Source organism: Mesorhizobium sp. M1A.F.Ca.IN.020.06.1.1 (assembly GCF_004023265.1).
In the GTDB taxonomy this organism is placed as follows: Bacteria; Pseudomonadota; Alphaproteobacteria; order Rhizobiales; family Rhizobiaceae; genus Mesorhizobium.
Window position 1 is genome coordinate 1 of the sequence record NZ_RZSR01000031.1, and the last position, 14,615, is coordinate 14,615.

At 57.5% G+C, this 14,615-nt stretch carries 11 protein-coding genes and 2 pseudogenes; 8 read left to right on the plus strand and 5 right to left on the minus strand.

Translation table 11 applies throughout. The features are described from left to right. Window positions 1-720: pseudogene (locus EOA60_RS38705) on the plus strand (transposase); the annotation flags it as partial. Window positions 721-894: 174 nt separating this feature from the next. Here the strand turns inward: EOA60_RS38705 and EOA60_RS02855 are convergent. From EOA60_RS02855 to EOA60_RS02865, 3 genes and pseudogenes are all read right to left on the minus strand, one after another. Then, window positions 895-1,310: pseudogene (locus EOA60_RS02855) on the minus strand (transposase); the annotation flags it as partial. 102 nt (window positions 1,311-1,412) lie between these two features. Then, on the minus strand, window positions 1,413-2,648 hold the full coding sequence (locus EOA60_RS02860) for an acetyl-CoA carboxylase biotin carboxylase subunit family protein (protein WP_127335905.1): 1,236 nt from the start codon (window positions 2,646-2,648) through the stop codon (window positions 1,413-1,415). Between the two features lie 198 nt (window positions 2,649-2,846). Then, window positions 2,847-2,942, minus strand: a complete 96-nt coding sequence (locus tag EOA60_RS02865; RefSeq protein WP_128311051.1) for a transposase domain-containing protein — start codon at window positions 2,940-2,942, stop codon at window positions 2,847-2,849. Window positions 2,943-3,853: 911 nt separating this feature from the next. Between EOA60_RS02865 and EOA60_RS02870 the strand changes: the two genes are divergently transcribed. The 5 genes from EOA60_RS02870 (at window position 3,854) to ectB (ending at window position 8,279) form a co-directional block, all read left to right on the plus strand. Then, the gene (locus EOA60_RS02870; protein WP_127335834.1) at window positions 3,854-4,315 is read left to right on the plus strand and encodes a hypothetical protein; all 462 of its coding nucleotides are present in this window, start codon (window positions 3,854-3,856) and stop codon (window positions 4,313-4,315) included. 102 nt (window positions 4,316-4,417) lie between these two features. Further along, complete coding sequence (locus EOA60_RS02875; RefSeq protein WP_127335833.1) at window positions 4,418-4,669, plus strand: hypothetical protein; 252 nt, start codon at window positions 4,418-4,420, stop codon at window positions 4,667-4,669. Then, the gene (locus tag EOA60_RS02880; RefSeq protein WP_127335832.1) at window positions 4,656-4,880 is read left to right on the plus strand and encodes a hypothetical protein; all 225 of its coding nucleotides are present in this window, start codon (window positions 4,656-4,658) and stop codon (window positions 4,878-4,880) included. Before EOA60_RS02875 ends, EOA60_RS02880 begins: the two co-directional genes overlap by 14 nt. 476 nt (window positions 4,881-5,356) lie before the next feature. Beyond that, window positions 5,357-6,364 carry an L-histidine N(alpha)-methyltransferase gene (locus tag EOA60_RS02885; protein ID WP_164748479.1) on the plus strand — a complete coding sequence of 336 codons (1,008 nt, stop codon included), beginning with the start codon at window positions 5,357-5,359 and terminating at the stop codon, window positions 6,362-6,364. Between the two features lie 604 nt (window positions 6,365-6,968). Then, window positions 6,969-8,279 carry a diaminobutyrate--2-oxoglutarate transaminase gene (gene ectB / locus EOA60_RS02890; RefSeq protein WP_127335830.1) on the plus strand — a complete coding sequence of 437 codons (1,311 nt, stop codon included), beginning with the start codon at window positions 6,969-6,971 and terminating at the stop codon, window positions 8,277-8,279. A 16-nt stretch (window positions 8,280-8,295) separates the two neighbouring features. Here the strand turns inward: ectB and EOA60_RS02895 are convergent, their stop codons facing one another. Continuing rightward, the gene (locus EOA60_RS02895; RefSeq protein ID WP_127335829.1) at window positions 8,296-9,327 is read right to left on the minus strand and encodes a DMT family transporter; all 1,032 of its coding nucleotides are present in this window, start codon (window positions 9,325-9,327) and stop codon (window positions 8,296-8,298) included. 711 nt (window positions 9,328-10,038) lie between these two features. Here EOA60_RS02895 and EOA60_RS02900 point away from each other — a divergent pair. Further along, complete coding sequence (locus EOA60_RS02900) at window positions 10,039-10,458, plus strand: SET domain-containing protein-lysine N-methyltransferase (RefSeq protein ID WP_127336095.1); 420 nt, start codon at window positions 10,039-10,041, stop codon at window positions 10,456-10,458. Window positions 10,459-10,682: 224 nt separating this feature from the next. On the opposite strand, the gene EOA60_RS38710 is transcribed toward EOA60_RS02900, so the two are convergent. Further along, complete coding sequence (locus tag EOA60_RS38710; protein ID WP_245491844.1) at window positions 10,683-11,024, minus strand: hypothetical protein; 342 nt, start codon at window positions 11,022-11,024, stop codon at window positions 10,683-10,685. Window positions 11,025-13,418: 2,394 nt separating this feature from the next. Between EOA60_RS38710 and EOA60_RS02915 the strand changes: the two genes are divergently transcribed. Then, window positions 13,419-14,615, plus strand: a 1,197-nt coding sequence (locus EOA60_RS02915) for a ThiF family adenylyltransferase (RefSeq protein ID WP_245502517.1), incomplete at its 3' end; no start/stop codon positions are given.

Here is a 14,615-nt window from a genome sequence, read left to right on the forward strand (position 1 = left end):
CCGCCGCCGCACGCGCCGGTGACACTATTTTGGCGACAAACAGCGCTCTTCGACCCCTCCACGCCAGTCAAGGCGCTTTCAAGCGCGCCAACCGGCAGCTCAAGCGGCTGCGCACCATGCTGGGCGCGGTGATCCGCGACATCGCCCGCAAGATCGCCGGGCAGCCGGGCCTGATGCAGGTCTTCGGCCTGTCGTTGTCGCTTGCCCGCCGCGTCAGGGACCAGCGCGAGCGGGGCCGGAAGGTCTACTCCCTGCACGCTCCGGAGGTGGAGTGCATCGGCAAGGGCAAGGCCCACAAGCCCTATGAGTTCGGCGTCAAGGTCTCGGTCGCCACGCCGCTCAAGCGCAGCCACGGCGGCCAGTTCGTCGCCCACGTCAAGGCGCTGCCCGGCAATCCCTATGACGGCCACACGCTGGCCACCATCCTTCCGGCAATCGAGAGCTCGACCGGCGCCAACCTCGGCAAGATCGTCGCCGATGCCGGCTATCGCGGCCACAACGCGCCAAAGGACAAGACCTTCAAGGTCCATGTCGCCGGCTACAAGCGCGGCCTCACCAAGGCCGTCAAACGGGCGCTGCGACGGCGGAGCCGCCATCGAGCCGGTCATCGGCCATCTCAAGACCGATCACCGCATGGGCCGCAACTTCCTGGCCTTCGCCCGAGGCGACGCCAACAACGCCGTGCTCGCCGCCGTCGGCTACAATTTCAGCTTCCTGCTCAACTGACTGAGGCTTTTGTGCGCCTTCATCCTGGCGGTGCTCGCAACCACAGCAACGCCACCCCTCCGGCCGCGAATAGCCTGACGCCGCAGCTCAGCTGGTATAGCCCGCTCCAACGGTGCGCCCTTGTGCAACTAATGCTGAGAAGTCGAGTTCTTCAAGGACGACGAATCTCGGCTTGGCCGCCCCGGTGTCGAGCGCCACCTCGACGCTTGCCTTCAGCATCTGCTCGGGCCCACCAGGCCCGATCCGCTTGCCAGCGCGTCATCGTGCTGGCGTTGATCGGCGCCTCACGCGGGAAGAACTCGAAGCGGCAGAAATACTGCCAGTACGCATTGTCGACCCACCGCTCCACGACCTCCTCATCCGACAGATCGTAGACGTGCTTGAGATCAATGCAGCCCGATCATCAACCGGGTCGGCTTGGCCGGCCTGCCGACCGGGCGGTAGAAGCGCCCGAATGCCTCATCGAACCGCGCCCATTGCATCAGCGCCGAAAGCCGAACCAGCGAGTGCCGCATTTTGATGATCGCATCCAGGCGCTCGCGGAAGAGATCGTTCTTGTCGCGTGATGGACCGGATGGAGGCATTGCAAAATCACCGGGAAAGCACGGGATAGTTCTTTCGTGCATTCTCTGACACGTTCACAGTTCTTGGGACCCTTGTCCTACAGGGCTTCAAATATTTTTCAGTCAAGGTGCCATTTCATCAATGGTCGGAAATGGCGTGATCGACCACCCGATCAAGTCGACGGCACGCTGAAGTATCGCCTGGGTGTGAGGACGACTACATGAAGCGGCGATGACATGTCCCAAGCAGTCTCGATCATCGCCTTTTCTGACAATCGGTTTGTTGGGTTCAACATAGAACTTGACCTCGGTAACACCTGATACTGCGGCCGCTTGGCTGTGCCCATTGATCCAATCAAGGGTGCCATCGCGATCAGCAATCAGGTGCCGCGCGGCCGCGATGCGCGAATGCCTTCTGCGCAAATCCCATTCCTCACCAATGGCAACCTTGATGTGCTGGGTGATGAGATCGACACCGTAAGCCAGACGAATGAGTTGAGGAAAGGGTGTGCCAGCAAGGCGCGGATTGACTTCAATGACGACCGGACCACGCTTCGTCCACCGAAACTCAATGTTCGTTGGCCCCCAGCCAAGACCGAGAGCGCGCAAACAGCTCAGCGAAACATCGGCGATGCGCTCATGCTCATCATCGCTTAGCAGGGCCGGAAAGGTGAACTCACGACAAACGAAATGAGGCGGGCAACCGAAGTCGCCGGTGCCAATTGCAACGAGCTCATTCCCCATTATTTCAGCGGTATAATAGGGGCCTTGTGCGAATTCTTCGACCAGTATCTTAGGCGAAGACCGCCATATGTGCTTCCCGCCTAACAGATGGGTCGTATGTTCGGCCAAGTCCTTGGCAGTGCGGCATAATCGAACACCGACGCTGCCGTGGCCCATCGCCGGCTTAACTATCACCGGCAGCCCGATTTCCGCGGCAGAATCCTTTATCTCCGCTGCATTGGCCGCCAAGCGATAACTAGGCATCGGAACGCCTAAAGCCGCGAGAAGTTGACGTTGAGTGTACTTATCGAGGCATTGTTCAATAGCTCTCGGGGTCGGTCCAGGGAGATCGAAGTGCCGACAGAGCTTGCTGGCTATCGTACAAAACGAATCGGCAGCGCCCGTTATGCCGGCGATGTCATAAGTCGCTCGCAACCGGGAACATTCGCGGATCAGCGCATCAAGATCGTCTGTATCAACACGGATTGACTCAACCTCTCTCGCAGCGAAATGGTCATACAGAGTTGGATCGTCCGAAAGGGCAATTGGCTGAAGGCCAAGACGCTGAGCAGCCTGGAGGTATAGCAGACCCGAGCCCGTTGTCGTGCCTCCAATCAGGATCAGCGCTCTTGCCATTGGCTGTGAACTCCATCGGTGCGTGAGGTGCGGCGGTCTGAAGGATTGTCGGCATCTTTATAGCCGCGCTTGACCTCAGACCTTGCTTCCGAGGCTACCATCGTCAACGAGCTTGCCGCGTTAAGAATCTGCGAAATTTATTTCGAGTTTTGTTGCAGGTTTATAAGCGTAGAGCTCAGACCGTTGGGGGCTGAAGTTTCAAGGCATGTGTGCATCGATCTGGTTGATCGGCCGGCGTTGGGTGATGCGCTCGAGGGTCTGCTTGAGCCAGGCGTAAGGATCGACGCGATTCATTTTTTGCCCACTGCAGCATAGTGGCTATTGCGACCCAGGCGCGTCTCCTCCGCCGCTGCGCGCAAAGAGACCTGTTTTTCTTGTAACTGCCATCTCGCAGACATTTTGCCCATGTCAGGCGCGAGATTGTGGTTGGTATGATAGCATCCGTATTTCGGGCCGACCGTTCGATGCGAGTATACCGAGGAGCGGGCGAACAACAGAGTCGTGCGTATTGTCGTGCGCCATGGCGAAGTCATTGTCGTTCCCGCATGGATGTTGTTCGCGACGTTTGCGAAGCGTTCATCTTGGGCAGACCTCGGGTGACCGTGGATGCGCTGACTGACGGTAACCGGGGCAAAAGCGGTGGCGGACGCGGCGTTATGACTCGGGTGTATCGGGTTGGGGTGGGTGGCGGTTTGCCGGACGGCGTGATTTTATCAGGCCATGTCGGAGCCACCAGATTCTCGAACGCTGACCCCTGCGGACCTGCTCGACATGATCGTGCAGTTGCGGGGGGGCGCCGGGCTTCGCGCCGAGAATGCGGCTCTGAAGGATGAGATCTGGCGTCTGAAAGGTCTACGGCCGCGCCCGACACTGAAGCCGAGCGGGGTGGAGCAGTTGTCCAAGCGGAGCTCGCCTGCGGCAACGGATCCGAAGCGGAGTGGATCGAGCCGGGCGATCGTCACCGGAGGGCGCCGTCTTTGTTATGAGCCGCCACTGGGCTCGCGGTTTCTGGGCGGACAAGCTTCGTGGGCAGGATCTGGCGGTCGGGGTGCGGGTGGTCCGCTATCATCGGGACCGCTGCCGGATGGCCCGATTGTCGTCGCTCCGTTGCCGGACGGGGTCGACGGGCACTTTGGTCTGGAACTTCGGCGTCTGGTGCTGTCACTTTATCACCAGGGTCAATCGACCGTGGAGCGATCGTCGCGTTGCTGCGCGACTTCGGCGTGTCGATCTCCAAGCGCCAGGTCGTGTGGATTCTGACCAGCAAGATCGAGGCCTTCCTCGCCGAAGCGAAGCAGGTTCTGACGGCCGGGCTCGCTGCGGCCGGTTGGGTCAGCGTCGACGACACCGGCGCCCGCCATGGCGCGGTCAATGGCGTATGCACGCAAATCGGCAATGACCGGTTCGCCGTGTTCACTACCACCAAGTCGAAGAGCCGGCTGAACTTCCTGCGGCTCCTCGGCCCGGTGGGTCCTGAATGCCGCCTCACGCGCCTACATGCTGGAGCGTGGGCTGCCGATGGTCACGACGGATTTTCTGCTAGCCGTCCGGGTTCGAGGACGAGGCATCATGGGACACCCATCTGCTCGCCCACGGCCTTGGGCCCAAGGATGGCCCCCTGGATCCGTTCCGCATCGCCAGTGAAGGCGCGTTGTGGGGTGGTCTGAAACCGAAGGCCCTCGACGGCACCGTCATCCTCAGTGATGGGGCGGGCCAGTTCGCGATCGGCGAGCACGCGCGGTGCTGGGTCCATATGGAGCGGCAGATCCATGGCCCTCGATAGCTTCACCGACCGCAGCGCCGCGACGAGGCCCTGCCAGAGCCGGATCTGGTGGCTCTACAACGACATCAAGACATTGCTCCCGCCGGCCAGCACTGTGGCAGTTGATCATGCCACTCGACTTACCAGCCTTGGACGGGCTGACGAGAGCGCAACGCGCAGTCTTGGTCGCGAGCTCGCCAAGCTGCTGATGACGGCTGTAGGTGTCACGGAGAAGGAGATGACCGATGACGGGCGGTAATCTTCTTACCATGGCACTCCTGAAGCGCAAGGCCGCCGTCTACTTCACACAGTCAACGGCCCAACAGGTTCATGCAAACCTTGAGAATCAACGCCGGCAATATGAGATGGTGGGGGGCACCCCAATGGAGGTGATCGACGAGGATCTGGGCCGCAGCGCGAACGTCGCCGTCGGGCGCCCGGGTTTCGAGCGGCTCGTCGACGATCTGTGACCGGTCGAGGCGTAGCTTCACCGGCCAATTACGGCTTCGCTGAGATCGACGTGGATGCGCCCGCTCCAGCGCAGGAAACAGCCAATACGGCACGCAACATCGCTGACGTGAGACCGGGAATATCGTTGAGCGTAAGAGACGAGAAAAGCGTCGACGTCAGTCAAGCCTATCGACGGCCAGCCTTCACGGGCACCATTCCCGGGAAAACGCCGGTAACCTACACCTACTGTCGGGTCTGTCGACTCCACGACACAACGGTTTCGGCCTGGCTGCCTGCTGCATTCCCGTTTAAGTCATTGAACTAACCTCAGTAAAGAATCTCTAACGCTCCCCGGCACGATTGGCACGACTTTTGAAAGTCCTTCTTCGTCAAACGGCGGGAGCTGCCCCCGATATCCATGTCATTGGTGACGAATCGATACATAAGCCATTTCTTACCCATCGCCAGTACACCGCTATTAGATGGAGCTATCTCTATGGTGCGACACGATCTTGGCACAGACACAGCGGCCATAGGCCATCAATATGATATCATCGGTGCGGACGTTCCTGATGAGACGCTTTTCAAGGGAGATTTATTGGTGGCGTCCCTGTCGGAATCGCCGCGCAATGTGAACTCCATTTACTACTACGACGATACAGGATCACAGTTATTTGAGCGACTGTGTGACGAGCAAACATATTACCTGTTCCGCACAGAAAAAGAGATACTAGACAAGTACGCAAAGACGATTTCCGAAATCACAGGTCCTGCCTCTCTCATCGAGCTCGGATCTGGGAATGCCGAGAAAACAACCCTGCTAGTTGATGCTTATGTGAAGATGCATGGCCCGACCTCTTACGCCGCCGTGGACATCAATCGCTCGATTTTGGAGAGAGCAGCTGAAAACATTCTCTCCGTGTCGTCGGATTTGAACTTCTTAGGGATCGTCGGAACCTACCAGACCGGACTCGCGGAGATCAAGAGCCTCGTTAGCCCAAAGCTTTTATTTTGCCTCGGCAGCACGATCGGGAACATGCACGACGATGAGTTGGATAATCTCCTCCTGACGGTTCGCTCAGCCTTGTCTCCCGGCGATTACTTTTTAGCCGGCATAGATTTGGATAAAGAAACGGAAATCCTAGAGGCGGCATACAACAATCAAACCGCTATTCTAGCCAACCTATGCGTTCTACAACATTTGAATTGGCGCTTTGGTGGAGATTTTGATATATTCCAGTTTCGACATGTATCTTTTCATAATAAATCGATGCATCGCATGGAAACTTACCTTGAGTCTGTGCGGGATCAATTTATTAATCTCCACAGGCTAGAATTCGCCTTTCATCTCAAAAAAGGTGAGATGATCAGAACGGAAATCATGAGAAAAGTCGACTTAAATATTTTTAGTGGGATGTTAGGCGATTACGGTTTTCGACAAGTACAGTACTGGACGGATTGCAACCACAGATATGCTGTAACTTTATTTCAACTTTCCAGTTAGTTGAATGACGTTGAATCATAGTTATACGGAGACCTCTGACCATGGAAGACATTGAATCGGAATTCTGAACCTACCTTTCGCTCCTACCCTGCAATGTTCACCGAAGCGAAGGGACGTTACGTGACCGGCGACCAATACCTCGACTTCTCGATGTTTGATTGACGCACGTAAATCAGTCTAATTTCGTGTCTGTAGCACGCTCGGTCGTCAGCGCCGATCGCAATGTGATCCGCTCCCAGTCTCATTGTTAAACCCCGCGGCCATTCCTGAGAAAACGCGCGCAACCGAAACCTACTGTCGTGTCTGTCGGATCCGCGACACACATTGGCTTCGGCCTGGGTTGCCTGCTGCATTCCGGGTCAAATCATTGAGCAAAACTCAAAAAATATTTCTAAGGCTCCCTAGCTAGGCGCGGTTGGCATGACTTTTGAGATGTTCTCTCTTGAAACGCGAAGCGAAGGGGCACTCGTGTTCGTCCAAGTTGTTCTTCGCAGCTGTGGCTAGAACCTGGGTGCATCAATCCGGCAAGCTCCCTGGTTCGACCGTGAACCCCATTTGCAGCATTGCCGCCGGTCTACCTAGCCAATGCGCAGATAAGGAGACAATGATGACCCACCTATGTGCACCAGATCGCGACAACGAGTTTGCGATCTTCAACCATCTCGAGTCCGAAGTGCGCAGCTACTGCCGTCGCTTTCCTGTCGTTTTCGCGAAAGCGCGTGGGGCTCAGTTGTTTGCGCGAGATGGGACGGCCTATCTCGACTTTCTCATGGGCTGCTCGAGTTTAAACTATGGGCACAATCCCCCCGAGCTGAAGTCCGCGCTAGCAGACTACATTACCGCCGACGGCATCACCCATGGCCTCGATCTGTATAGCGAGGCCAAGGAGTCTTTTCTGCGAGAATTCCACGAGACGATCCTTAGGCCCCGACAACTAGACTACGTCGTACAGTTTGCGGGTCCGACCGGCGCGAACGCGGTAGAGGCTGCCCTCAAGCTGTCACGCAAGATCACTGGACGCTCCAACGTCATAGCTTTCACCAATGGCTTCCATGGCGTGAGCCTTGGCGCGCTCTCCTGCACCGGCAACCGGTACCACCGCGCAGCCGCTGGCCAGCCGCTCGGCGGCGTCACATGGTTACCCTATGACGGCTATCTTGGATCCAGTGTAGACACCGCCGATTACCTTGATCGCGTCCTCTCGGACCCCTCCAGCGGTATAGACGCCCCGGCGGCGATGATTGTCGAGACAGTTCAGGGCGAAGGCGGCCTCAATGTCGCCGGGACGGAATGGCTGCGCAAAGTAGCAGCGATTGCAAAAAGGCACGAAGCTCTGCTGATCGTAGACGACATCCAGGTCGGTGTTGGCCGGACCGATGCGTTCTTTAGCTTCGAGGCGGCCGGTCTGCGCCCGGACATCGTCACAATGGCCAAATCGATATCGGGGTACGGCCTGCCTATGGCCCTCGTCCTAATCGATCGACAACTCGACAAGTGGGAGCCCGGAGAGCACAACGGCACGTTCCGCGGCAATTGCCATGCTTTCGTAACCGCCAGAGCAGCCCTGGAGCACTTCTGGAGGACAGACGGCTTGGCAGCGTCTGTCAGGAAGAAAGGCGATCTGATGAAGAGCCGGCTTGAACAGATCGCGGAGAAGTACGGCCCGAGCCGCGTGTCGGCGAGGGGTCGTGGCATGATACGGGGTATCGATCTGAAGTCCGGAGAGGTTGCCGGTGAGGTCGTCAAGACCGCTTTCCAGAAAGGCCTCATTGTCGAGACCTCTGGTCCCAACGACGAGGTTGTGAAGTGTCTGCCACCTCTTGTCATTGGAGAAGATCAGCTGAGCTACGGCCTCGGCATCCTCGAGGACGCTATCGAAAGCGTGATCGTCAGCACCGTGAACACGGCAGCCTGAGAGGCGATGATGATCGTCAGGGATCTCGATGAAGAGAAACTGACAGCCCACGGACCTCTCCATTGCAGTGTTCCGTACCGCTGTAGCTCGCTGATGGAGGCTGAACCTCACTTTCGCCGTGCGAGTTAGCGAAATTCGCGGGCGGCGACGGCGGTGGTCCGGCTTTTATCTCCCCGTGCAGGATGTAAAGGCCGCTGCCGATAACGACGAGCGATCCGATCCAAGTCCACAGGTCAGGTACATCTCCCCAGATCAAAAAGCTGAGCCCAACGCCCCATACCATGCCAGTATACTCGAACGGCACAACGATTGATGGCGTTGCCATGCGAAAGGCCTGGGCCATCATAAGAGTGCCGGCGCCGCCAGGGAGCCCGACCAGGACAAGAAGACCGCCGTCCGACCACCCCGGTGTGATCCAGACGAAAGGTATCTGAACGCCAGTTGCCGCTATGACGACAACGCTGCCGTAAAAGATCATCGCAACGTTGCTCTCGGTGCGACTGTGAAGGCGGACCAGCACCATCGACAGGGCGTACGAAGCGGTAGCAACAAATGCTATGGTGCCCCCGCCGAAAGCGCCGTCGACGCCCGGTCGGATCATGATAAGGACGCCAGCAAAGCCTACAAATACGGCCAGCCACCGCTTTGAGCCTACACTCTCGTTCAGAATTGGGACCGACATGGCAGTAACAAACATCGGCGAGGCAAACCCGATAGCGTAGGCGGCGCCCAAGGGCATCACCGCCAGGGCCCAGCAAAAGCCGAACGTACCCACTAGGCTGGCAAGACCGCGTAACAGATGCGCTCCGACCCTACCGGTTTTCAGCGACAAAAGTCCGGGCCGCCGCGGTAGCATCGCCAACGTCGGAACAAGCCCAACGACGGCGCGGAAAAATACGATTTGAGCGATCGAATAGTCAGTCGACAGCCATTTGATCATGGCGTCCATGACGCAGAGCATGAACACACCCGCGGCATACATAGCGATGCCTCGCGCTGGCGACTGCGTTGAGAGTACCAATCTGGGCACACCGTCCTGCGCCTTCATACTTCAGGTAACCCGCGTGATTGCCACCGCCGGTCGACCCGACTGCTTCTTAGCCGCCGAAACTCTCCTGGACCTGGACGCCGGACATTTGCCGACAGCCGTTCTGCATCGGTAGCCCGGTCTCTTCGGAAAGATCGGACGTCTGCTTTCGCGACAAACGTCATAGCCGAGGACTTCGTTTGCCGAAGATTGATTGAGCTCAAAAGGGCAATTTTGAAACTGGCGGCGAGCCCACCTAGGGCAACCGCTTACAGCTATTGCATCCAAAGACGACTGGGGAGACTCTTGCCTCCAAGGTGCAATTCGTCTCCATTGTAGATTCTGGCCACACATACAACTGTTCCGGGCGAGATGACCTTCAGTCGGTTCCTGTCACCTTGGTTCGCCATTACAATTATCATCGCCAGCGATCTGCAGTCGTGAAGTTGTGTGAATTTATTGTGAATGGCCGTTAATGCCATTTGCTGACTGATCGGCGAGAGCTCACCAATGCTCAGTCCATATGCCGACCTTTACAATTATATTTCTAGCATTACCTTTTTGAGAAATCGTATAACCTGAACGTCACCTAACATAACGTTATTCACGGAGGGGATGTGGTAGCTTTGGCGGCGCTGACCCGCCGAAGACCGTAGCTTTGGCGGCGCTGACCCGCCGAAGACCATCGTGCGATGAAGCAATAGTGAGAAGTACAGAAGAAGGAAAAACGCGATGAATGGAGCGGTCGGCGATCGGCGAAACCCCGTGTATGTAAGGAATGTTTCCCAAAAGGGACGTGGCGTATTTGCCAATATTCCATTCAAGGTCGGCGATTTGATTGAAAGAGATCCGACATGGGGATTTACCAGTCATGATGAACAGCTATTAAAGCGCTCCGGACTTTTCGAGTACTACTTTGTTCGGCCGACACATGAATCTATAGAAAATCAACACTCAGGCTATGTTGTTTTCGGTCTAATCTCAATGATAAATCATTCACAAAACCCGAACTCAAAAATAGTGTGGTTGGACGAAGACACTGGCGTGTGGGCAAGCATTGTTGCCCTGCGAGAAATACAAGTTGACGAAGAGATAACGCACAGGTATGCTAATATCAACGACTATCCAAATACCATAACATTTGTGGAATAGCTTTCGGGCGCCCGCGTCCAGCCATTCATCGATGACGCGAAAGACATAGAGGCCGTGACTCAGACCTTGGACAGGACGGCCCTTCTGCTGACGAGAAACTTCATAGAGATGGCATGTGACGAGACCGCTGCGAGCTTCTTGTCATACGCGTCTGCGGCTTCCTGTTCGCGACGCTTGCTCTCATCCTGCACGAAAACCTCCAAGCTGCTGAGTCGCTTCGAGGCCTACTCGCAGAGCGGCTGCTGACATAGGACGCAATGGACTCCAATCCCGGTCACCGGGAACGGCCGGTCGGGATAGGCGGATGCGCGGGAATAATCCCGAGCAGCCTCCCACAAGGGCTTCCAGACGTCCGAGCCGATGTGGGGCAGCGGCTCATCCGCGAACAGGTTGGCGGAGCCGGCCGCGGCGGAGGAGCGCGCCGTTGCAAAGTGCGTATGGGCCTCGCGTAACGCTGCCCGGCTTTCGTCAGTAGCGGCGGCAATGAGCCGCTCGAGCTGCTCGATCGCCGACTTGAGGCGGGCTTCCTGGAGCGCTTTTTTCTCGGCGGCCAGTTTGGCCTTCACGTCCTGGCATGCTTGCGCGAGACCCGCGAGGATACGAAGCGGCAGCGGTGTGTAGGCGAGATCGTTGGAGTTCTCGACATGGACATTTGCAGTGCGCGAGTCGAATACACTGACGGCCGAGAGTATTGGATCTGGCGCGTTACCCTGGAGCCAGGATGCGCTTCGCTTCTCTTCGCCGATGAAGAAGTCGACACTGGCGGACGGCGTGCCGGATGCCGCCGCATAGATGTTGGGAAGGATCGCGTCGCCCTTCGGCGAGCGCGCCCGGCAGAGTGCTTCAGGACGCGGGCGTAGCCGGATTTGCCGGCGCCGTTGTCGCCGTAAATGGCGGTCAGGCCCGTTTTACCGAACGAAAGTCGTTCACCGGGCGCCAGTGCATTAACGTGCGGCAGGCTGAAGAGCGCTGAGGCTGACGACGGCGTGGCTGGCTGCAGGGTCCCTGATGTGGCTCGCGTCGAGCGGTATGCCTGTCCGTCGCCCTTGCTGATGGCGACGGGTGCCGAGATGTCGGCTGCCTCCAGCTTGGTCTGGCTGCAGCCGACCGCAACGTATCGCGTTGCCATGCCGGCACCTCCGCTGACCATTTAAGGATGTCGGCGAGCGCTGCCACCTCGTTCGACAGGTCATTCTCATGCGGTTCCATATTTCGCCCCTGATCGTGCCGCGTCTAGTATCGCCGGCTCTTTCCCCATGACCGTTTATGTTCGGTGGCCACCGGATCAGGCGCCGCAACTTTATGTTCCTAAGAGCCCACTTTTCTCCGGCCCTTGCTCGGTACTTGTTCGCGTAGTCGACAGCCATCGTCCGCCAGAAACGTACACGTCGTTCAATAGGAAGCGCGGTATTCTATCTTTGCGACGGTTACCGAGGATGAAATTTGCGTCCTCTTCGACGTGGCGATTCAAAATCGCATTCAAAATGCGTCCGTGCACTTCATGCTGGAGTGCGAATCTATGGCGGTCGATTCAAGCAGCAAGAGCAGTCGGCGAGTCATATTTCTGTTCGTATCTTCTTCGCCCCCGATCGCATGCACCAGGTCGTGACTGAACACTAGGCCGCCAAAGACCGCGGTAGGCCCCGGGAGGTTGAATTTGGCTTCGTTCAGCTTGTGTTTGAGCGAGTGCACGATCTTCAAATGAAAAGAATCGGCTCGGCCATCGATAAGGACGGCCCAATCCAGATCACTGTCCGCAGTGTATTCTCCCCTTGCTAAGGACCCGAATACCACGAGGCATCCTTCGTCGGTGGGAAGCAAGTCGCCTACCAGTTGGGCGAGCTCTGCGGATTTGACGCAGCTAAACGACTGCGCTGCTGCAGTGTTGCTCCGGCGTGTGGTGTCCTTGACCCTGAGAGCGTTAAGCGCGGATTCTTGCTCTATTCTCACTATAGTTCGCATTGAGTCGCCCATAACGTTACGTGTACCGCGTCGAGGGTATTTTGTCTTTCCCGAGGAGGCGTTGGCCGGGTCCTCAACATTCTCCCCGTCCTCGGCGCCACGTGGACCTCAAATATCATATAGGACTGGAAGCTGTTGGAGAGGTATGACCAGCTCCAACGAGCTACATACTCCCTCCGACTCGCTGAGGCTGGGGCTTGAACCAGCGTTGCAGCCTTAGGAAGTCATCGGGGGCTGAACCCTCGAATTCCGATGCGAAACGAGCTGCAGGCACCCGTTCGCACCCGGGGAGACGGCCGGCCAGGTCCGAACGGATCAAGATCCACCAATATTGCCATCACTCCGCTTGTCGAAAGGCCTGAGCCTCCTCGTGTTAAAGCGCATATCGACGATCGTCCCCTGGGCAGCGCATTAAACCAGAATTCCGACCGACCTTATTGATTGGGTTTGCCTGGGGCGCACGCACGGCCACTGAAAGAGCAGCCGGCTGCAACGGCGTTGCCAATTTCCTCAACGTGGAAGATGCCGACGATGGCAGAACCGCGCGATTACCAGCCGCCGCACGAACTATGTTGCCGGAAACAATTTACAAAATCAAAAGGAGCTTTGTCGGCATCGGCTTTGCGTGCCGCAATACGGAACTGTGTATAAAAAGCGTTATATCTTGACATGCTAAGCAGGGCCACTTAGCGCTGATTACGGAAAATAAGGAATCAATGATGGCTAAGCTGCCAAATCCGGGCCCCGGACACGACCATCCTCCGCATCCAGAGCATCCCAATGTTCCTCCTGGCCCGCCGAGCGAGACCCCCGGAAATGGCCCGCCGCGCCCAAGCACACCGCCCGATCACCGCCCGGTAGGCTAGCGATTGGCAAAACACAATGGACGTGCTGCGATAGACGATTGGTGGACACTCTGGCCGAGACTTTTTGAGGACGAACTCGCAGCATACGCACGTCTCGGAATCGCCCCGCGCATTATTTATGAGAGAAATGGTTTGCTGATCCTCGAAGCGGACTGGCCCGTGCTGGGCCGGCCCGCTTCGATGTTGTTGCGCATCGGCTATTCCCCGCTTCATCCGTTCTGCCGGCCTGCGGTGGCCGCTCCCGCCGAGGTTTTTGAGCGGCATCAGAATCCACTGTCACGCGAACTCTGTCTGCTAACGCAAGAGACGGGGCAGTGGAACTCGAAGCAGCTTGTTGCAGATTTCATCCAGGAGCGCCTCGACCATCTATTGCGGGCTCTTGCAGCTAGAGCCGAGGGCAGGTGGGGTGATGCAGCCAAGCTCGAAGAGCAGGTCGCTGATCCGCTGATGCCCTATTTTGTGGGAACAGAGGAAGAGGACTCGATCATTCTGTTCGACGGACAGATGCCGGTCCCAACCGGTGGCCATGGCATTATGGAAGTCGTATATACACCACGCCCCACCCCACGTAACCCTGACGCTTTTGAGGGCGTCTTGAGGCAGCTGAAAACAAGCGCCGGCACGATTTGCGGAAAAAGGTTCGGGTTGCCGAACGAGCTGACGGACGCGCAGTTGGTTACGGGGCGATGGGTCAAGTTCACACCCCCGCGGACTGCCGACGCCGAGGACATGCTTCGTCTAGCGGAGAATGAACTTGCGCGGCAGGCGGTGCTGCAGGCCGCCAGCGTGCAAAAGGTCATTGACGCGACGCGTGGCCCTATCTCCCTCACAGGGATCGTGTTTCCTGAGGAAACCGAGTATGGCTCCGCCAAGAAGAATGGGGCAGGTTGGCTGTTCCTTGCGACAAGGCGTGCGTTCGCGAACGGCAAAGCCGGTGCGGCTACAACGAGGCTAGTCCTTGGAGAGCGTGCAGGAAAGGACGATATTTTTGCCCGACTGCCGGTTGCAAATTCACTTCTCGGCAAGAAGGCACTGGTAGTCGGTTGCGGTGCGATTGGTAGCTTCACAGGCCTTGAACTGTCGCGAGCTGGAGTCGGCGAAATTGCCTTCCTCGATCACGACACCGTGCAACCTGGCAACAGCCTCCGCTGGCCGCTTGGCCGCCCGGTTTGGGGCAGCGCAAAGGCGGTTGCCCTCGCGAATTTCGTCATGGCGAACTACCCGTGGACAAAAGTGAGAGCCTTTGGTTGTCGCCTTGGGTCTGCTATCGCCGATATCAACGGTGTGCCTCAAGACCAACAAGGAAATGTCCTCACTCCGGTTTCTGTC